Below are 19,036 nucleotides of genomic sequence, written 5' to 3'. Positions count from 1 at the left end.
CTTACCGACGAACGTCATGGGAAACCTCCCTGGTTCACGTCGCTGCCCGCTAACGCCAAAGTTAGCAAACCGTTCCTCGCGAAAAAAGTCAGCCTTGCTGTCCTCGCCACCTCTCCGCGGCGGCCCGACGTGGTTAAAGAGTCGTGAAAACATGGCGTTGAAGAGTCCTTAAATAAATTGGCCGAACGTGCGCGGATGACGCGCGGAGTTCGCTTGTATCTCGTCGGCTCCTTCGTCCTTGTTTCGCTGGCGGGTTGCGGTCGCGGTTTTTTTCAAACCGAGGAGCGCGAACCGTGGCGGGCCGAGGCCGAGATCGCATGTCTGAAATCCGGCGCGGTGAAGGAAAGCGCCGACCTGGTCCGGATCGACCCGATTTCGGGTCCCGGGGTCTGCGGCGCCGAGTTTCCGCTCAAGGTCGCGGCGCTCGGCGAAAGCAGCGGCAGCTTCGGCTTCGCCGATGACGACCTGCGGCCGCCCGCCAACATCGGCAATGCGCCGCGCTGGCCGATTTCGCAGCCGCCTACGGCTCCGCCGCCGTCAGCTTATCCGGATACTTCAATGCGCCAGCCGGGCTACGGCGCTGGGTCCAGCGGTCCGATTTCATTGACCCCGCCCGGCGTCGCGGCGGAGGAAGACGAAATCGAACTGCCGCCCGAGGGCACGCCAGGGTCGAGGCCACCGGTCTCCCAGGGGCCGTATCAAGGATCGTATCGAGCGCCGTATCAGGGAACGCAGGCCTATCCGCCGCGCGACCGCATGTCGCCGCCCTATCCGGAACGTGCCGGTGCCGCCCCCGGTCTGCCGGAGGCGCAACCGCTGCCGCGGCTCGGCCCGGCGCAGGGCAACTCCGTTGCCGCGTTCGGGCCGGTCGCGGTAAAACCCGCGGCGACACTGGCCTGTCCGATCGTCTCGGTGCTCGACCGCTGGCTCGCCGATTCCGTGCAGCCCGCCGCGATGCGCTGGTTCGGCGCCCGTGTCGTCGAGATCAGGCAGATCTCCGCCTATTCCTGCCGCGGCATGAACGGTAATTCGCATGCGCATATTTCCGAGCACGCCTTCGGCAATGCGCTTGACATCGCCGGCTTCACGCTCGCCGACGGGCGGCACATTTCAGTGCAGGACGGCTGGAAGGGCTTGCCGGAGGAGCAGGGCTTTCTGCGCGACGTGCAGGCCACCGCCTGCCAGCAGTTTACCACCGTGCTGGCGCCCGGCTCCAACGTCTATCACTACAATCACATCCACGTCGATCTGATGCGCCGCGCCAGCCGGCCGATCATCTGCCAGCCGGCAGCGATGTCGGGCGAGGAAGTCGCCGCGCGCGCGGCGGGACGCAATCCCTATGCGTCGCGCGCGCCATTCGTGACGGGATCGCTCGGCGGCAGCAAACCGCTGTCGCATCGGCGCAGCAGCACCAAGGTCAACGAGGAAGACGAGTTCGACGACGAGTAGGGCTGGCGAGCGGGCTTCCGGCGTCCCCCGAGTCGGCCCAGGGCCGCCCGACCTTGAAAAATGATATCTTCAAGATGATATCATCTATTGGTTGATCAAGGAGGCCGCCATGCAGGTGTCCAAATGGGGCGACAGCCTGGCCGTGCGGCTGCCCAAAGCGCTGGTCGAGAAGATGGGCTTGAGTGCCGGCGACGAACTCAACATCGTCGATGTTGCCGAGCGGACGTTGATTGTGGCGAAGGAAGACCGGCGCAACGCCGCGATCGAGCGCCTGGCCTCTCGCAATTGGACACTTCCTTCCGACTATAAATTCGATCGGGACGAGGCCAACGAGCGGTGAAAGCGTTTTTCAGATCGGCGAAGCCTGGATGCTGCTCGACGGCGCGCGCTGGAGTGACATCAAGGATCCTTCAGATGAGACGCTGAACGGGACCTATGTGAAGCTGCTCGACAAGCTCTCAAAACAGAAAATTGAATCGTCTTGAGAATGGAGAATGCCGGCGGTTTGCGATCAGGCCTGTTTGGCTTGATACCCCGCGAGAAATATCCGCGTCGCGCTTTCGACCACTTGCGCGATCCGCTCCGCCGACGGCGCCGGGGCCGCCTGGAAAAGAAACGGCATGAACAGCGACGCCTGACACATCTGCATGAATTGCGTCGCCGCCAGCTGGCAGTCCCCGATTTCCAGATCGCCTGCCGCGGCGCGCGTCTCGAGATAGCCGGCGAGCCTGGCGATGGTGTGCGCCACCACGTGGCTGTAGAAGCGTCGGCCGACCTCGGGCATCCGCTCGGCGATCGCCATGACCGTCCGGGTCGCCGATCCGCCGCCCGGCCGGCACAGCATCTGGATATAGGCCTGACCGAACTCCATCAGCGTCGTGGGCACGTCCCGCGTCGGATCGAAGTTGAACGTCACCTTGCCCTGTTCGAGCGTTTCCTCCTCGACGATGGCCTCGAACAACCGGCTCTTGTCGGCGAAATAGACATACAGCGTCCCCTTGGATACGCCGGCGGACCGCGCGATTTCGCCCATGCTGGCGCCGTCGAACCCGAGGTCCATGAAGACCTTTCGGGCGCCCTCGAGAATCTGACGGCGTTTGGAGCTGTCCTCATCGCCGATGAGGTGTAGAGTAGTGCGGTCAGCTGCAACCATTGGTTTAGCTTCTCTGGAAAGATTCCGGCCCCGGAAACGGACCGGAAGGGACTCGGGAGCTATCTTCGCCCCGAAACAATATATCTTGACCGAACCGTTCGGTCAATGTTAATTAAGAGCTGGCGAGGCTGCATAGCGGGCGTTTGGCTGTGCTTGCATCGCGACATTGCAATGGGGGGCCTTGATGGCCGCTGCGAGAGACCAGGCCGCACGCATCCTTCGTCCGGAGCAGGATCCGGCAGAAGGCGAGTCCGCGCGCGACGCTGCCGCCGGTCCCGCCGCCCTTGCTGAATCGCTGCGCGCGCATCTTACGGACGAGACGGTGGCGCGCCGCCCCGCGGAGGCACCGGACCGGCCGGCGATCGACAAGCCCGCCGCCGACAAGCCGGCCGCCGCACCCGCTGCTCCCGCCAACTCGGCCGCGCCAAAATCGCGAAAACGCAAACGGGTGATGATGGGCGTCGGCACACTGCTCGCGCTCGCCGCCGCGGCTTACGGCGTGCACTACGTTTTGATTGGACGGTTTTTCGTCTCGACCGACGACGCCTATGTGCGCGCCAACAACACCACGCTTGGCGCGCGAGTGTCCGGCCACGTCGCGGCAATCCTTCCGGGCGACAACGTCGTGGTCCGTACCGGCGACGTCGTCTTCCGGATCGACGACGGCGACTATCGCATCGCGGTCGACGCCGCGCGCACCAGGATCGCCACCCAGCAGGCCACCATCGACCGGATCGGCCGCCAGGTCACCGCGCTGGAAAGCGCGGTCGAGCAGGCCCAGGCCCAGGTCGCCTCCGCCGACGCCGCCCTGAAGCGTGCCGGGCTCGACTTCGACCGCCAGCAGGCGCTGAACACCAAGGGATTTGCCTCGCGCGCGACTTTCGAGGTGTCCGAAGCCGGGCGCGATCAGGGCGTGGCGGCGGTGAAGTCGGCGCAAGCCGCCTATGACGCGGCGCGCGACAATGTCGAGGTCACACGGGCGCAGCAGGCCGAAGCCCGCGCCCAGCTCGCGGAATTGCAGACCACGCTGGCCAAGGCCGAGCGCGACCTCGACTTTACCTCGGTGCGCGCGCCGGTCGACGGCACCTTCTCCAACCGCTTGGTTTCTACCGGCGATTACGTCGTGGTCGGGCAGCGGCTTGGCAATGTGGTGCCGCTCAATGACGTCTATATCGACGCCAACTTCAAGGAGACCCAGCTCAAGCGCATCCGTCCGGGTCAGCCGGTGACGATCTCGGTGGACGCCTACGGCCATCGCAAGTTCGCCGGCGTCGTCGACAGCATCTCGCCCGCGGCCGGATCGGTGTTCACGCTGCTGCCGCCGGACAACGCCACCGGCAACTTCACCAAGATCGTGCAGCGGCTGCCGGTTCGCGTTCGCGTGCCCAAGGATGTCGCCAGGCAGAACCTGCTGCGCGCGGGCATGTCGGTATATGCCACCGTCGATACCACCGCCGGCGCCACCGATGCCGACAACGATGCCGACCTCGATTCGCCGACCATGATCCATCCGCAGTAATTTCGCCTCGGGCGGGGTGCCCGATCGTGCGCATGTCCTGAGCCGAGCAGACCATGGCTGATGCCACCACCGCCCCACCCACGATGATAGCCGCCGCTTCGGCGCCGTCCGAGCGCATCGCGCCGCGACGGCTGGTGGCGTTTCTCATCATGGTGTTCGGGATGTTCATGTCGATCCTGGACATCCAGATCGTCTCGGCCTCGCTGACCGATATCCAGGCCGGCCTGTCGGCCAGCTCGAGCGAGGTGTCGTGGGTCCAGACCTCGTATCTGATCGCCGAAGTGATCGCGATTCCGCTGTCCGGATTCCTGTCGCGCGCGCTCGGCACCCGGTTGCTGTTCGCGATTTCCGCCTCCGGCTTCACTCTCGCAAGCCTGCTGTGCGGATTCACCTCCTCGATCGAGCAGATGATCCTGTGGCGCGCGATTCAGGGATTTTTGGGCGCCGGCATGATTCCGACGGTGTTCGCTTCGGCCTATACGGTGTTTCCGCGTTCGAAATTCCATATCGTCGGCCCGATCATCGGTCTGGTCGCCACGCTGGCGCCGACCATCGGCCCGACGGTCGGCGGGTTCATCACCGACGCGATGTCATGGCACTGGCTGTTCTTCATCAACGTCGTCCCCGGCATCGGCATCACCATCGGTGTGCTGGCGCTGGTCGATTTCGATCAGCCGAATTTCAAGCTGCTCGACCGGTTCGACTGGTGGGGCCTGATCGCGATGGCGGGCTTTCTGGGCTCGCTCGAATATGTGCTCGAGGAAGGTCCGCAATACGAGTGGCTGCAGGATACTTCGGTGGCGATCTGCGCCGGGGTGGGCGCGATCTCTGCGATCGCCTTTTTCTACCGTGTGCTGACCGCGGAAGAGCCGATCGTCGATATCAGGGCCTTTACCGACCGCAATTTCGGCATCGGCTGCCTGATCTCGTTCTGCGTCGGCATCGGCCTGTACGGCCTGACCTATATCTATCCGCGCTATTTGGCGGAGGTGCGCGGCTACAGCGCACTGATGATCGGCGAGACCATGTTCGTCTCCGGCATCACCATGTTCCTCACCGCGCCGATCGTCGGACGGCTGATGCAGAAGGTCGACATGCGCGTGATCATCGCCTCGGGCCTGATCATCTTCGCGATGGGGTCGTTTCAGATGACCTGGATCACCCGCGACTATGATTTCTATGAACTGCTGGTGCCGCAGATCCTGCGCGGCATCGGCATGATGTTCGCGATGGTGCCGACCAACAACATCGCGCTCGGGACCCTGGCTCCGGATCGGGTCAAGAACGCCTCGGGCCTGTTCAACCTGACGCGCAACCTCGGCGGCGCGGTCGGGCTCGCTATCATCAACCAGGTGCTCAACGACCGCACCGATCTGCATATCTCGCGGCTGCAGGACAGGGTGACCTGGGGCAATGTCACCGCGACCGAAACGCTCAACATGTTCACCCAGCGCCTGCAGGGCATGGGCGACGCGGCGCTGATGGCGATGAAGCAATTGTCGCAGATCGTCCACCGCCAGGCGGTGGTGATGGGCTATGGCGACGCCTTCTTCATGCTGACGCTGTTCTATTTCGGCCTCAGCCTGCTGGTCATGCTTTTGAAAAAGCCGGCCGCACTTTCTTCCGGCCCCGCGCATTAGGCGGCCGATATTGTCTGCCGTGGCGGTTCATGCTTGAACGGCGGGCATGATGCGCAGCCTTTCCATCGCTCACCGAGCATCGCTTCCGCATGTGCAGGCCGCTTCCGCGCGATGGATCGCGGGTGCGCTGGCGCTGACCGCCCTGGTGTGGCTGGCGGCGCTGGCGGGACTATTGGCGCTCGCCGATCGCGTCCATGACGACGTGCCGGTTCTGCTCGCGGTCAAGCTGCCGCTGTTGGCCTCCCGCCCGGAGTTGATCTTCGCCGGCGAGAGTCGCACGGTCTACCAGGTCGATCCCGATCTTGCCGCGCAATTGATCGGCAAACCAAAAGGCGCCGCGGTCAACATCGCCTATGACGCCGGTGAGCCGCTGGCGCTTCTGGCCGCCATGCGCCGCGCGCCGGATCGGTTCCAGAGGGCTCAGGTCGTCGTCAGCGTCGCGCCATTCCTGTTCAACGAAGGTGTGCGCTCGGCCGCGGTCTATCCGCTGGACGTGGCGGCCCGGCTCGGCGTCGCCGACCAGATGCGTTCGTTTCTGCCGCTGCGCGTGGGTACGCTGATCCGCTTCATCCGCGAAGCCTTCGCCGCGCGGCTTGCCGCCGATCAGCGCGTCGCCGATCTCGCTCCCCCGCCCGCCGCGCATGGCCTGAAGATCATCGACCGCACCCAGCCTGACGATCGGTGGCCGGACGAAATCGGCTCGAACGCGCATTACGCCGGCTGGGATCTGTCGGGTCCGAAGGCGCGCTTCGAAATCGGCGCGCTCTGCGACATGGTGGCGCTGACGCGCAAGCTGACCGTGGTGGTGCCGCCCTGGGCGCCGCGTTACGATCGCGCCCACGATCCGTCCTGGCGCGACAAGGACGATCAATACGTGAATCTCGTCGCCGAGGCCGGCCGCCGCTGCGGCTTTGACGTCCTCAATATCCAGTCGGTGCCCGGACTGGCGCAGGCCAATTACGCCGACGAGATGCATGTCAACGCCTCGGGCATACCGATCTACACGCGCTATCTCGTGTCGCGGCTGAAGCGTTAGCCGCCCGCGATGCTGTTCAGCTCCTACACGTTCCTGTTTCAATTCCTCCCGGCAACCGTGCTGGCATTCGCCGCCGCGCGCCGTCACTCGCCGCGTGCCGGCATCATGGTGCTGGCCGGCGCTTCGCTGTTTTTCTATGGCGCCTGGCGGCCGATATATCTGCTGCTGCTGGTTGCCTCGGTCGCTGTCAATTTCACGCTGGGCCTGTGGATGGAAGATCCGCTTCGCCGCCGCGTCATGGGCACGTCGGGCGTCGCGCTCAATCTCGCGGTGCTTTGCTACTTCAAATACACCAATTTCATCTTCGACAGCCTGAACACGCTGACCGGTGCGCCGCTGCCGTTCTTCAACATCATCCTGCCGCTTGGCATTTCGTTCTTCACCTTCCAGCAGATCGCCTATCTGGTCGACGTGATGCGCGGCGCCAGGGTCGAGCGCGACATCCTAAGCTACACGTTGTTCGTGTCGTTCTTCCCGCATTTGATCGCGGGGCCGCTGGTGCATCATGCGGAGATGATTCCGCAGTTCAAGCGCGGGCGCACCGGCCGCTCCGCGGTGCTGGCGGCGCGGGGACTGGCGATCTTCGCTGCCGGGCTGTTCAAGAAAGTGGTCATCGCCGACAATCTCGCGCAATTCGTGTCGCCGGTGTTCGCCCATCTCGACGCCGGCGGCAGCGTCACCACGTCATGGGCCTGGCTCGCGACGTTGTCCTATACGCTCCAGATCTATTTCGATTTCTCCGGTTATTCCGACATGGCGATCGGGCTCGCGCTGTTGTTCGGCATCCGCCTGCCGGTGAATTTCCGCTCGCCCTATCAGGCAACCTCGATCATCGAATTCTGGCGGCGCTGGCACATCACGCTGTCGCGGTTCCTGCGCGACTATCTCTACATTCCGCTCGGCGGCAACCGGCTCGGCGAACAGCGCCGCTACATCAATCTGATGGTGACGATGCTGCTGGGCGGGCTCTGGCACGGGGCGGGGTGGAATTTTCTGGTCTGGGGCGGCCTGCACGGCGTCTATCTCTGCACCAATCATCTTTGGACCGGCCGGCGCGGCGGCAAGGCGCCGCCTTCGGCCATCGGCTGGCCCGCCAAAGGATTATCCTGGACCATCACTTTCTTTGCCGTGGTCATTGCCTGGGTGTTCTTCCGCGCCCGGACGGCTGATGGAGCGTGGCAGATGCTGGGCGGCCTGTTCGGCTTCGAAGCCGGGAGTTCCGCCTACGCATCGCCGGGCGTGCTTCGGCTGATGGATTTGCCGTTGCTGGTGGGCGAGCAGCGGCTGCTGCTGATCGGCGGCGGCGCGGTGGCGCTGGCGCTCGCGATCGCGCTTTTCCTGCCCAACGTCCCGCAACTGTTCGGCTATCGCGAATATCGCCGCGCGCCGGAGCGGGCTTCCTGGCTGCGATGGCGGCCGAACGCTGCGTGGGCGCTGGTTGCCGCGATCGCATTTGCGATCTCGCTGTTCGGAATGTGGCAACGGCTGGAATTTTTGTATTTTCAGTTCTGAGCACGTTCAATCGGCCCGCATGTTGCAAAACGCCCCTGATGTATTTATAAGCACCGCTTCGTCACTCGAACCGGGGAGGGATTTGCATGATTTCGTCTTATTCGCAGATCGCGCCCTCGCGTCCGAAGTCCATGCTGGACGCCTGCCTCGCCCTTTGAGGGCCATTTTCGTCAGCATCGATCGGGCCTGACGTCCCGATCAAAGCTTCCCAGTAAGTCACCGATTTTTTCAACGACGCTCGCGTTCGGCCTGTCGCCGTCGCGCGTCAACTCAAACGGAGCCGGACCGTGCGCGAGCACAGCCGAATGACGCCATGACCGCTTCTCTCCACAACAAGCGCCCCTCCGCGATCCGCGTGGTGCTTCCGTTCGTGTTCCGCCACTGGCTCCATCAGCCCCTGGCGGCGGCGACCGTTGCCGGCGGCCTGCTGGGCGCAACGGTGGCCGATCTTTTCATGCCGGTGTTTTCGGGACATCTGGTCGACGCCATGACGTCGGGGGCGGCGGACCCGGCGGCTCGCCGTGCGGCGCTTGTGGCTTTCGGCGCGATCGTGGCGCTGGGCCTGCTGTCGATGATCCTGCGCCTGATCGGGTTGCAGGCGATCGTGCCGTTCACGCTGCGGATCATGTCCGATGTGGCGCGCGATGCCTTCATGCGCGTGCAGCGCTTCTCGACCGACTGGCACGCCAACAGCTTTGCCGGCTCGACGGTGCGCAAGATCACCCGCGGCATGTGGGCGCTCGATCTGCTCAACGACACCATCCTGATGGCGCTGCTGCCGTCGCTGGTGGTGCTATTGGGGTCGATGATCCTGCTCGGACTGCACTGGACCTCGCTCGGTCTCGTGATCGCGGTGGGCGCGCTGGCCTATGTGTCGATGACGGTGCTGTTCTCGACCCGCTACATCGCGCCGGCGGCGCGCATCTCCAATGCCTGGGACACCAGGGTCGGCGGCACGCTGGCCGATGCCTTGACCTGCAACGCCGTCGTCAAGTCGTTCGGCGCCGAGGCGCGCGAGGACGCGCGGCTGGCGCGCGTCATCAGCCGATGGCGCACGCGGGTGCGGCGGACCTGGCTGCGTTACAACTACACCTCGACCGCGCAGCTTTCGGTGTTGCTGTGCCTGCGTGCCTCCGTGATCGGCGGCGCCTTGCTGCTGTGGGTCGCCGGTCGTGCCTCGCCGGGCGAGGTCACCTATGTGCTGACCAGCTACTACATCATCCACGCCTATTTGCGCGATGTCGGCATGCACATCAACAATCTGCAGCGTTCGGTCAACGACATGGATGAGCTGGTCGCGATCCATGACGTGGCGATCGGCGTTGCCGACGCCACCGGCGCGGTGCCGATCATCGTCCATGGCGGACGCATCGTGTTCGAGGACGTGACCTTCCATTACGGCGGCCACATCGCGCCGCTGTATGACGGCCTGTCGGTGGATATCCGCGCCGGCGAGCGTGTCGGCCTGGTCGGCCGCTCCGGTTCCGGCAAGACCACCTTCGTCAAGCTGGTGCAGCGGCTCTATGATGTCAGCGGGGGACGAATCCTGATCGACGGCCAGGATATCGCTCTGGCAACACAGCATTCGCTGCGCAGCCAGATCGCGATCGTGCAGCAGGACCCGATCCTGTTTCATCGCTCGCTGGCCGAGAACATCGCCTATGGCCGGCCCGGCGCCAGCATGGCGGCGATCGAGCAGGCCGCGCGGCTGGCCAATGCGCATGACTTCATCCTGCGGCTGCCGAAGGGCTACGGCACGCTGGTCGGTGAACGCGGCGTCAAGCTGTCGGGCGGCGAGCGGCAGCGGGTGGCGCTGGCGCGCGCGTTTCTCGCCGATGCGCCGGTTTTGATCCTCGACGAGGCGACCTCGAGCCTCGATTCCGAATCGGAGGCCTTGATCCAGCAGGCGATGGAAAGGCTGATGAAGGGGCGGACCTCGATCGTGATCGCGCACCGGCTGTCGACGGTACGCAGCCTCGACCGCATCCTGGTGTTCGATCGCGGCCAGATCGTCGAGCAGGGCGTGCACGCCGCGCTCGCCAACCGACCCGGCGGAATCTATCGCGGGCTGTTCGAGCGCCAGGCGACGGAATTCGACCGTATCTCGGCGGCCGGGTGAGCGTCACGGGAGATTCCGGGCTCGTGCTTCGCACGGCCCGGAATGACGGCGATCGACGGGTTCCCCGAGCGGTTGCGGGATTGCGGCATACTGGCCGCTTAAGCTAGGTATTCGCTGTCTCGGTCGCGCAAAGGCAAAAATGACTGAAGCCGTGAGAACGGAGCCTCGTCTGTCGGGGATTTCGCTGGTTTTTTCCGCCTGGCACGATCCGGCTGCGCGGATCCTTAATATCGACCTGCTGACGGTTCTGATCGCGATATTGTTGCCCTGGTCGACCACGGGCGTCGTGATCGCCGTGGTGTTGTGGATTTTCGCGCTGATCCCGACGCTGGAGGCACGCCCGTTCCTGCGGTCGCTGAAGCGCCCGATTTGTGTTTTGCCGATCGCATTCTTCGCCCTGGCGCTTATCGGAACCCTGTGGTCGGACGCATCGTGGGGCGCGCGTCTCTATGCCGTCGGCCCGACTGCCAAATTGCTGGCGCTGCCGTTGCTGCTTTATCATTACCAACGCTCTCCCCGCGGGCCGTGGGTTTTGATCGCCTTCCTGGCCTCCTGTACGCTGTTGATGGTGGTGTCCTGGGCGGTCGCCTTCGATCCCCATCTCACGCTCAAGCCGGAAGCCCAGGGCAGGGGAATCTTCGTCAAGAATTACATCGATCAGAGCCAGGAATTCGCGTTGTGCGCGGTGGCGCTCGCTTTTCCGATCCTGACGTTTCTGCGAAGGAGGAGGATACCGCTCGCCGCGCTGCTCACCGCCATCGCCCTGGGCTTCGTGGTCAACATGAGTTTCGTGGTCATTTCACGCACCGCGCTGGCGACCATGCCGGTCCTGCTGGCGCTGTTCGCGCTGCTGCATTTGAAATGCCGAACGGTCATCGTATCGCTGTGCGTAGCCGCGGTGCTTTCGGCGGTGGTCTGGAACGCATCGCCGTCCTTGCGCGCGACGGCCTCAAAATTCGTTTCCGACTACCGGCAAACCAGAATCCAGAACAATCCCTCCGGGGTAGGTTCGCGGCTCGAGTATTGGCAGAAATCCATGGATTTCTTTGCCGAAGCCCCGGTGATCGGACACGGCACCGGATCCACGCGGGGTCTGTTCGAACAAGCCGCCATCGGCGAGACCGGCGCCCAGGCTGAAATTGTCGGAAATCCGCACAATCAGACCTTGAATGTGGCGGTGCAGTGGGGCGCGATCGGCATCGTTGTGCTCTACGCGATGTGGTTATGCCATTTGTCGCTGTTTCGCGGCGAGGGTTGGGTGAACTGGGTCGGATTGCTGGTCGTCGTGCAAAATGTTCTGACCTCGCTGTTCAACTCGCATCTGTTCGATTTTGTCGAGGGATGGATGTACGTGATCGGCGTGGGTGTCGCCGGCGGCATGACGCTCAATGCGGGGCAATCGTATGCCGGCTCTCCTGCGGCGCCGCGGTCGTCTTGCTGGCAGGCTCTGCGCAGCGCGGCTTCGACGGCCATCACCGCCGGTGCCGCCAGACCGGTACTTTCGAAAGTTCTGGCTGGCTCCGCAGTCGTTGCGGTCCTGGTGTTCGGAACCCTGTTTTATTTCGATTTCTTCCAGGCTCCGCCGGTGAATACGCCGCTGGCCCGGGAGATCAGGTCGACGGTGGCGGCGCTGAAGGCGTACCAGGCCGCGCGCGGCGGCTATCCGATTTTGGAGACCCCGATCATCGATCTCAGGAAGGAATTGATCGGGGATGGATATCTTGCCCCGGAATCGGGGGATTTTTCAGGGGTCGATCAGCAAGCCCAATACCTGTCGCTCAACGGCAAGAGCTATGCCTTGATGTTTCATGTCGCTCCCACGGACGATAATCCGTCGGGGAGATGTCTCGTCGAAGTTGGTAGGTCTTATATCGGATGGGACGAACAGCTGCCGGAGTGCCGGTTTTAGCACGGGTTAGCGCACGCCGAGACTGCTCCAGACCAGGCCGACGCCCGACAGAAACAGCAGGCCGAGCACGACATCGCGAAAATTTTTGTCGCTGAGGGCGTGATAGGTGCGCGCGCCGAGCCAGGCGCCGAATATCGTTCCCGGCAAAGCGAGCAGCGCGAGCCAAAGCACTTCGGAAGTGATGAAGCCGGTGCCCGCCTGCAGGCACAGAGCGGCGACCAGCACGGTCCAGTTGAAGGTCTGGAAAACCCCGCGGCGCGCGTCCTTGTCCCAGCCCCGCACGCTCGCCCACAGCGTCGGAAGCGGGCCGGACAGACCGGCGAGGCCGCCCAGGATTCCGCCGGCGAATCCGATCGCCGCGTCCGCCGCCCGTCCGCCGAAGCGAAGCGCAATCGGGGTGCGGTTGAAATACAGCGCGGTCGGAAACACCAGAAGCAGCACGCCGACGCTCAATTTGAATATATGTGGGTCGGCATAGGCGACCAGCGCGGTACCGACCGGCACGCCGGCGAGGCCGCCGATCAGAAATGGCCAAACCAGCTTGAAGTCGATGACGTGCCGGAACGCCGGCAGCGTCGAAGACTGCCCGACGATCGAACAGATGATGACCAGCGGCACGGCGAGGGAGGGCGGCAACACGTAGAGCCAAATTCCCAGCGCAACCAGTCCGGTGCCAAAGCCGGCGAGGCCGGACACGAAGCCGCCGCCGAGTGCGCCAAGACAGAGAAGCACAAGGGCGGCCGTGGTTATCGCCGTTCCGTATTTCCTGCGTCATTCCGGAGCGCGCTGAAAGCGCGAGCCTCAGATGTGCAATTGAACATCGGGGAATCTCGAAATGACTCTCGCGCTTTGCGTGATGCCGGAATGACTGCTGTTGAGTTAGCGAGCAACGTTTACATCACGCGATGGGTCGAAAATATCGCAAAATGACTCTGGTCCACCGCCCAACGAGGAAACATCATGGCAGCAACCTTTCTCGTCTGCCACGGCGCGTGGTCGGCAGGCTGGGCATGGAAGAAGATGCACCCGCTGATGGCTGCGGCGGGGCATCGTCTGGTCACGCCGACCTGCACCGGTCTCGGCGAGCGGGAGCATCTGGCCAATCCATCGATCGATCTCGAAACCCACATCCAGGACATCCTGAACGTCATCAAATATGAAGACCTGCGCGACATCGCGCTGATCGGCCACAGCTATGGCGGTATGGTCGCCACTGGCGTCGCCGACCGCGCGCGTGACCGCATCAGGCAGCTGATTTATCTCGACGCCTTCGTGCCGCGTGACGGACAGTCCCTGCTGGATCTGAACGAGTCGGCGCGGGCGCGGATGATGCAACTTGCGGCGACCGGCGACGGCTGGCGGGTGCCACCCAATCCGACGCCGCCGGATACGTCGCCCGCCGACGTTGAATGGCTTAGCGAACGCCGCGTCGACATGCCGATCAAATGTTTTGTGACGCCGCTCAAGCTGCGCCACGGTGAGCTTACCCTGCCTCGCAGCTACATCTACGCCCTGCGTACGCCGCCTGCGGACACTTTCCGCCCGTTCGCCGAGCGCGCCAAAAGCGAGTCCGGCTGGGGCTATCATGAGATCGACGCCAGCCATTCGCCGCATGTGACGGCGCCGGAAACGCTGATGCCGACGTTGCAAGGGATCGTCGCGGAGCGGGTGGGATAATTAACGTCATTCCGGGGCGTGCGAAGCACGAACCCGGAATCTCGAGATTCCGGGTTCGCTCGCTTCGCTCCCGCCCCGGAATGAGACCATCTAAAGGGAATCACTGCCTCAAAAATGGCGAGGGGTCCGGCGTGTTACGCCGAACCCCTCATTCTCAGTAAGACGCGTTTTCTTCGAAAACGCTTTCGTAAAAGCATCAGCCGGCCTGTAAGCCGGGTTTTGTAGGGCACCGTCCGCTTGCGCGGACGATACGTGACGGCCATTCCTCTGGGACAATGTTTGCACATTGCCTCGAGCAACCTACCCGGACGGCGAGCCTGACATCGCCCTGCGGTGTTTTCGCTTGCGCGAACGAACCCGCGTTGCCGTCCCTATTCGGTCTTGCTCCCGGTGTGGTTTGCCATGCCGGTTCCGTTGCCGGACCCGCGGTGCGCTCTTACCGCACCTTTTCACCCTTGCTGCCCCTCCCTTTTGGGGTGGGGAAGCGGTTCGTTCTCTGTGGCACTGTCCCTGGGGTCGCCCCCGCCGGATGTTATCCGGCACCGTATGTCGATGGAGCCCGGACTTTCCTCTCCAGCCACCTTTCGGTGATTGCCGGAGCGGCCGTCCGGCCGACTGACGGGTAAGGCATGGGGGCTCAGGGCGCGCGCGTCAAGCCGATAACGCTGTCCGCGGTCCGCGAAAATAATTTATCCTGAAGATGTCGTTTTGCGATCCGCCCGTTCGACCGGATGTCGGCGATCAAGCCGATCAAAAGGAGCTAGCCATGCAATATCTGCTGATGATCTATCAGAACGAAGCCGATTACGCCAAAATCGACGCCGCGACGGGCAAGAAGATGCTGGAGGAATACGGTGCATTTACCCAGTCCATCATCCAGAGCGGCAATTTCAAGGCCGGCGACCGGCTGCAGCCGACGACGACGGCGACCACGGTACGGGTCCGCGAGGGCAAGACGCTGACGACGGATGGTCCGTTCGCCGAGACGCGCGAGCAACTCGGCGGCTATTATCTGGTCGAGGCCAAAGATCTCGATACCGCGCTTGCGATCGCCGCGCGGATTCCCAGCGCCCGGTACGGTTCGATCGAGGTGAGACCGATCTGGGTTTATGATTGACGCTTTCCCCGTCATTCCGGGATGGTCCGAAGGACCAGACCCGGAATCTCGAGATTCCCCGATGTGCAATTGCACATCTGAGGTTCGACGCTCCGCGTCGCCCCGGAATGATGGCGTTCCTCAAACGGCCACCCGATGACCCCCACCGAGATCGAAAAAATATTCCGTGACGAGGCGGGTCGGGCGCTGGCAACGCTGATCCGCCTGGTCGGCGATTTCGATCTCGCCGAGGACGTGCTGCAGGATGCCTTTGCGGTCGCGCTCGAACGCTGGCCGGCCGCCGATCCGCCGTCCAATCCGCGGGCGTGGCTGGTCAATGTCGGACGCAACAAGGCGATCGACCGGATCCGCCGCAGCATCGCCTTTCGCGGCAAGCAGGGGGAACTGCTGCACGAATTGCTGCTCAACGCATCGGCCGGCGGCGAGCCGGCCGCCGCGGTGCTCGACGACGACATGCTGCGGCTGATCTTCACCTGTTGCCATCCGGCGTTCGCCATCGAGGTGCAGGTCGCGCTGACGCTGCGCACGGTGTGCGGGCTGACGACCGCGCAGGTGGCGCGCGCCTTCCTGACCGGCGAGGACGCGATGGCGCAGCGCCTCGTTCGCGCCAAACAGAAAATCCGTCTGGCCGGCATTCCCTACGAGGTGCCGGAGCGCGAAGCGCTGGAGCCGCGGCTGCGCGGGGTGCTCGCGGTGATCTATCTCGTGTTCACCGAAGGCTACGCGGCGACATCGGGCGAGGAACTGATGCGGCCCAGTCTGGCGCGCGAGGCGATCCGGCTATGTCGTTTGCTCGACGCCCTGATGCCGCAACGGGGCGAGATCAAGGGATTGCTGGCGTTGATGCTGCTGCATGACGCGCGCCGCGCTTCGCGCGCGACCGCGGGCGGCGACATCGTGCTGCTGGAAGAGCAGGATCGCGCGCTGTGGGATGCTTGCCAGATCGCCGAGGGTGTGAGGCTGGTGGAAGAGGCGCTGCGGATGCCGGGCCGGCCGCAATCCTACGCGGTGCAGGCCGCGATCGCCGCCCTGCATGCGCGGGCGCCGAGCTATCGCGACACCGACTGGCCGCAGATCGCCGGCCTCTACGAGGTGCTGCTGCGGATCAGCCCCTCGCCGGTGATCGAGCTCAATCATGCCGCCGTGGTGTCGATGGTGGACGGACCGGGCCGCGCACTCGATCTGATCGACGCGCTGGAGGGGCGCGGCGGACTCAAGGGTTACGAACTGATGCCGGCGGTCCGCGCCGACCTGTTGCGCCGGCTCGGCCGGCGCGAAGCGGCGCGCGAAGCCTATCTGCAGGCGACCGCCGCGACGCAGCTCGAGCCGTTGCGGCGGCTTTACGCGCGGCGATTGGTGGAGCTGGAAGACAAGTAGATCGTCATGGCCGGGCTTGTCCCGGCCATGACGGAAACCGAGTTCGCCGGATGGGCGCCTATCCCGTCGCGGCTGCCTTGGTATCGGCCGAAAGACTGGCGAGCAGCGACTGCAATGTGGTCAGCGTCGAATGATCGGCGACGCCGTCGACGCGGACGGGGCGAAAGTGGCGCTGGAACGCGGTGACCACCTCCATGGTCGACCCGTCATATTTGCCGTTGACCGGGACGCTGTAGCCGTATTTGGCGAGCGCCTGCTGCAGGCTGCTGACGTCGTCGCTGATGGTGCCCAGCCTGAGCGCTTCGCCGCGAACGATCGGCGCCGGCTGCACCCAATGACCGACCCCGGAATTGGCCAGCGAATGCCATGGGAATTTTTCGCCGGGATCTCTCTTGCGCGATGGGGCGACGTCGGAATGCGCCAGCACGCGGTGTGACGGCACCTTGCGGCGGAGCATGATGCCTCGGCACAGCGCGATCACTGCCGCGATCTGGCGCAGCGGAAATTCCGGATAGCCCCAGTCATGGCCGCGATTGACGATCTCGACGCCGATCGAACAGGAATTGATGTCTTCTTCGCCGGCCCACGACGCCACGCCGGCATGCCAGGCGCGCTTGGCTTCCGGGACGCACTGCACGATGCGGCCGTCTTCCAGAACGATGTAATGCGCCGATACGTCGGTGCCCGCCGTGCACAGTTGCGCGATCGCGCCTTCCACGTCCGGCATGCCGGTGTAGTGCAGCACGATCATGTCGGGCAAACGGCCCTTGTGGCGCTCGCCATAATTCGCCGAAGGGATGACGTCGGAAGCGATCGAGGAATCCGGGGTGAATGTCTTCATGTTCGCGCTGGCCCTTGGAATCGGCAGGGCACGTTGACGCTTCGAATCGGAACCAACAGATGCGAACGAACCGAGCGGCATAGGATAGCTCAAACGGGGCAGGAGAACGGCAACAGTGCGTTTTCAAAACGAACGTCGTTTACTATTCCTTTACGATGTCGTCCGCGCAATGCGCGCGCCGGCCTCGCCCTCGCATTTTGGCCGAGTGTGTGCGGGAAGCATCACCGGAGGCGCGATTGGCGATCAAGGCTCAGATGGTCCGACAAATTGCCCCGTCATTCCGGGATGGTCCGAAGGACCAGACCCGGAATCTCGAGATTCCGGGTTCGATGCTTGGCATCGCCCCGGAATGACACCTAAACATCAGGAACCCGGCCCTCATTCCCCGCGAGGGAATTGAATCAGTCCCATCAACGCTTTCTTAACGCTAACTGACGTTACTAAGTGGTGAAGCGCCGAACCCGTTTTGGGGCGGCCGAGGCCCCATTTGACGCTCGAAATCCCATGGCAGCCCAGTACATTCCGTCGGGAAATCAGGGGTTGCGAAGTGGGACGCGCGGGAGCGGCAACCGTGCCTCGCAGTGGCTTTTCGACCGGAAAAGCCGCGCGAAGCGCACATATTTGAGGCGCAATGGGCCCGTTGGCGTGCAATTTCCGTACTTTGACCCGGACCGCGCCCGGAGCCGGCGCATGAATCCGGCTGGCACACGCCATGTTCCCGTGCTCGGTCGCGAGGCGGTCGAGATGCTTTCGCCCCGCGACGGCGGCGTCTATGTCGACGCCACCTTCGGGGCCGGCGGTTACAGCCGGGCAATCCTCGACACCGCCGGTACCCGCGTCATCGGCATCGACCGGGACCGCTCAGCCGTAGCGGCCGGGTTCGACCTGGTCGATCGGTCCGGCGGGCGGCTCACCTTGGTCGAGGACCGGTTCTCGAATCTTGCCGAAATTTGCGCGGGGCAGGGTCTCGATGCGGTCGACGGCGTGGTGATGGACGTCGGGGTTTCCTCGATGCAGCTCGACGAGGCCGACCGCGGCTTCTCGTTTCGCCTCGGCGGCCCGCTCGACATGCGGATGGGACACGACGGCCCGACCGCGGCGGATGTGATCGCTGCCGCGTCGGAAGCCGATCTCGCCAACATCATCTATATCTTCGGCGAGGAGCGTCATTCCCGCGGCGTTGCCCGCGCCATCGTCGCCGCCCGCAAGGAAGCGCCTATTACGACCACCCGCGCGCTGGCCGATATCATCGCGAAAGTGGTGTGGTCCAAACCGGGGGAAATTCACCCGGCGACGCGAACGTTTCAGGCGTTGCGGATTTTCGTCAACGAAGAACTCGATGAATTGTACCTGGCGCTGTCGGCGGCGGAGCGCGTGCTGAAGCCCGGCGGCCGGCTGGTGGTGGTGTCGTTTCATTCGCTGGAAGACCGCATCGTCAAGAACTTTATGGTCGAGCGCAGCAAGGCCGGCGGCGGCTCGCGGCATTTGCCCGAAGTCTCGCAGGCCGTGCCGAGCTTCACTCTTCTGACGAAACGTCCGGTCACGCCTGACGACGCCGAGATCTCGGCCAATCCGCGCGCGCGGTCGGCGAAGTTGCGCGCGGCCGAGCGCACCGCTGCGCCGCCGCATGCCGCCAACGCCTTGCCGGAATGGCCGACCCTCGCCCGCGTGATGAAGGGAGGCTGAC

At 64.1% G+C, this 19,036-nt stretch carries 15 protein-coding genes and 1 other RNA gene; 12 read left to right on the top strand and 4 right to left on the bottom strand.

The window, feature by feature from the left end; all coding sequences use genetic code 11:
• Positions 1 to 195: 195 nt before the first annotated feature.
• Together B5527_RS32025 and B5527_RS32020 are read left to right on the top strand one after the other, a co-directional pair.
• Positions 196 to 1,449, top strand: coding sequence for an extensin family protein (locus B5527_RS32025; RefSeq protein WP_079605063.1), 1,254 nt, complete (start codon positions 196 to 198; stop codon positions 1,447 to 1,449).
• Positions 1,450 to 1,558: 109 nt separating this feature from the next.
• Positions 1,559 to 1,789, top strand: coding sequence for an AbrB/MazE/SpoVT family DNA-binding domain-containing protein (locus B5527_RS32020; RefSeq protein ID WP_079607670.1), 231 nt, complete (start codon positions 1,559 to 1,561; stop codon positions 1,787 to 1,789).
• Positions 1,790 to 1,960: 171 nt separating this feature from the next.
• Here B5527_RS32020 and B5527_RS32015 read toward each other — a convergent pair whose 3' ends face one another.
• Positions 1,961 to 2,602, bottom strand: a complete 642-nt coding sequence (locus B5527_RS32015) for a TetR/AcrR family transcriptional regulator (protein ID WP_079605062.1) — start codon at positions 2,600 to 2,602, stop codon at positions 1,961 to 1,963.
• Positions 2,603 to 2,786: 184 nt separating this feature from the next.
• Here B5527_RS32015 and B5527_RS32010 point away from each other — a divergent pair, with 184 nt between their 5' ends.
• The 6 genes from B5527_RS32010 (at position 2,787) to B5527_RS31985 (ending at position 12,337) form a co-directional block, all read left to right on the top strand.
• Positions 2,787 to 4,121 (top strand): HlyD family secretion protein, encoded by a 1,335-nt coding sequence (locus tag B5527_RS32010; protein ID WP_079605061.1) that lies wholly within the window; start codon positions 2,787 to 2,789, stop codon positions 4,119 to 4,121.
• A 53-nt stretch (positions 4,122 to 4,174) separates the two neighbouring features.
• Positions 4,175 to 5,761, top strand: a complete 1,587-nt coding sequence (locus B5527_RS32005; RefSeq protein WP_079605060.1) for a DHA2 family efflux MFS transporter permease subunit — start codon at positions 4,175 to 4,177, stop codon at positions 5,759 to 5,761.
• A 49-nt stretch (positions 5,762 to 5,810) separates the two neighbouring features.
• Complete coding sequence (locus tag B5527_RS32000) at positions 5,811 to 6,797, top strand: hypothetical protein (protein WP_154072633.1); 987 nt, start codon at positions 5,811 to 5,813, stop codon at positions 6,795 to 6,797.
• A gap of 9 nt (positions 6,798 to 6,806) precedes the next feature.
• The gene (locus tag B5527_RS31995) at positions 6,807 to 8,309 is read left to right on the top strand and encodes an MBOAT family O-acyltransferase (RefSeq protein WP_079605058.1); all 1,503 of its coding nucleotides are present in this window, start codon (positions 6,807 to 6,809) and stop codon (positions 8,307 to 8,309) included.
• 313 nt (positions 8,310 to 8,622) lie between these two features.
• The gene (locus B5527_RS31990) at positions 8,623 to 10,428 is read left to right on the top strand and encodes an ABC transporter ATP-binding protein (RefSeq protein WP_079605057.1); all 1,806 of its coding nucleotides are present in this window, start codon (positions 8,623 to 8,625) and stop codon (positions 10,426 to 10,428) included.
• A gap of 139 nt (positions 10,429 to 10,567) precedes the next feature.
• Positions 10,568 to 12,337, top strand: coding sequence for an O-antigen ligase family protein (locus B5527_RS31985; protein WP_079605056.1), 1,770 nt, complete (start codon positions 10,568 to 10,570; stop codon positions 12,335 to 12,337).
• A gap of 6 nt (positions 12,338 to 12,343) precedes the next feature.
• Here B5527_RS31985 and B5527_RS31980 read toward each other — a convergent pair whose 3' ends face one another.
• A complete protein-coding gene (locus tag B5527_RS31980; protein WP_245332349.1) occupies positions 12,344 to 13,069 on the bottom strand; it encodes a sulfite exporter TauE/SafE family protein in 726 nt (241 codons plus the stop codon).
• A 228-nt stretch (positions 13,070 to 13,297) separates the two neighbouring features.
• On the opposite strand from B5527_RS31980, the gene B5527_RS31975 reads away from it, so the two are divergent.
• Positions 13,298 to 14,014 carry an alpha/beta fold hydrolase gene (locus B5527_RS31975; protein ID WP_079605054.1) on the top strand — a complete coding sequence of 239 codons (717 nt, stop codon included), beginning with the start codon at positions 13,298 to 13,300 and terminating at the stop codon, positions 14,012 to 14,014.
• Positions 14,015 to 14,206: 192 nt separating this feature from the next.
• Here the strand turns inward: B5527_RS31975 and rnpB are convergent.
• An RNA gene (gene rnpB / locus B5527_RS31970) (RNase P RNA component class A) lies at positions 14,207 to 14,633 on the bottom strand.
• A 147-nt stretch (positions 14,634 to 14,780) separates the two neighbouring features.
• Between rnpB and B5527_RS31965 the strand changes: the two genes are divergently transcribed.
• A complete protein-coding gene (locus B5527_RS31965; protein ID WP_079607669.1) occupies positions 14,781 to 15,131 on the top strand; it encodes a YciI family protein in 351 nt (116 codons plus the stop codon).
• 135 nt (positions 15,132 to 15,266) lie between these two features.
• Entirely contained in the window at positions 15,267 to 16,508 is a 1,242-nt protein-coding gene (locus tag B5527_RS31960; protein WP_079605053.1) for an RNA polymerase sigma factor, read from the top strand.
• Positions 16,509 to 16,566: 58 nt separating this feature from the next.
• Here the strand turns inward: B5527_RS31960 and B5527_RS31955 are convergent, their stop codons facing one another.
• Positions 16,567 to 17,349, bottom strand: coding sequence for an N-acetylmuramoyl-L-alanine amidase (locus B5527_RS31955; protein ID WP_079607668.1), 783 nt, complete (start codon positions 17,347 to 17,349; stop codon positions 16,567 to 16,569).
• Positions 17,350 to 18,039: 690 nt separating this feature from the next.
• Between B5527_RS31955 and rsmH the strand changes: the two genes are divergently transcribed.
• A complete protein-coding gene (gene rsmH, locus B5527_RS31950; RefSeq protein ID WP_245332348.1) occupies positions 18,040 to 19,035 on the top strand; it encodes a 16S rRNA (cytosine(1402)-N(4))-methyltransferase RsmH in 996 nt (331 codons plus the stop codon).
• The last annotated feature ends 1 nt before the right edge of the window (position 19,036 follow it).

This window comes from Bradyrhizobium erythrophlei (genome assembly GCF_900129425.1).
Lineage (GTDB): Bacteria > Pseudomonadota > Alphaproteobacteria > Rhizobiales > Xanthobacteraceae > Bradyrhizobium > Bradyrhizobium erythrophlei_C.
Note: the sequence above shows the minus strand (reverse complement) of the source record. Positions and strands in the feature narration are given on the sequence as shown.

Bases quoted from the DNA above. Each gene is read 5' to 3' on its own strand.
- B5527_RS32025 (WP_079605063.1), top strand. From the start codon at position 196: ATGACGCGCGGAGTTCGCTTGTATCTCGTCGGCTCCTTCGTCCTTGTT.
- B5527_RS32020 (WP_079607670.1), top strand. From the start codon at position 1,559: ATGCAGGTGTCCAAATGGGGCGACAGCCTGGCCGTGCGGCTGCCCAAA.
- B5527_RS32015 (WP_079605062.1), bottom strand. From the start codon at position 2,602: ATGGTTGCAGCTGACCGCACTACTCTACACCTCATCGGCGATGAGGAC.
- B5527_RS32010 (WP_079605061.1), top strand. From the start codon at position 2,787: ATGGCCGCTGCGAGAGACCAGGCCGCACGCATCCTTCGTCCGGAGCAG.
- B5527_RS32005 (WP_079605060.1), top strand. From the start codon at position 4,175: ATGGCTGATGCCACCACCGCCCCACCCACGATGATAGCCGCCGCTTCG.
- B5527_RS32000 (WP_154072633.1), top strand. From the start codon at position 5,811: ATGCGCAGCCTTTCCATCGCTCACCGAGCATCGCTTCCGCATGTGCAG.
- B5527_RS31995 (WP_079605058.1), top strand. From the start codon at position 6,807: ATGCTGTTCAGCTCCTACACGTTCCTGTTTCAATTCCTCCCGGCAACC.
- B5527_RS31990 (WP_079605057.1), top strand. From the start codon at position 8,623: ATGACCGCTTCTCTCCACAACAAGCGCCCCTCCGCGATCCGCGTGGTG.
- B5527_RS31985 (WP_079605056.1), top strand. From the start codon at position 10,568: ATGACTGAAGCCGTGAGAACGGAGCCTCGTCTGTCGGGGATTTCGCTG.
- B5527_RS31975 (WP_079605054.1), top strand. From the start codon at position 13,298: ATGGCAGCAACCTTTCTCGTCTGCCACGGCGCGTGGTCGGCAGGCTGG.
- B5527_RS31965 (WP_079607669.1), top strand. From the start codon at position 14,781: ATGCAATATCTGCTGATGATCTATCAGAACGAAGCCGATTACGCCAAA.
- B5527_RS31960 (WP_079605053.1), top strand. From the start codon at position 15,267: ATGACCCCCACCGAGATCGAAAAAATATTCCGTGACGAGGCGGGTCGG.
- B5527_RS31955 (WP_079607668.1), bottom strand. From the start codon at position 17,349: ATGAAGACATTCACCCCGGATTCCTCGATCGCTTCCGACGTCATCCCT.
- rsmH (WP_245332348.1), top strand. From the start codon at position 18,040: ATGAATCCGGCTGGCACACGCCATGTTCCCGTGCTCGGTCGCGAGGCG.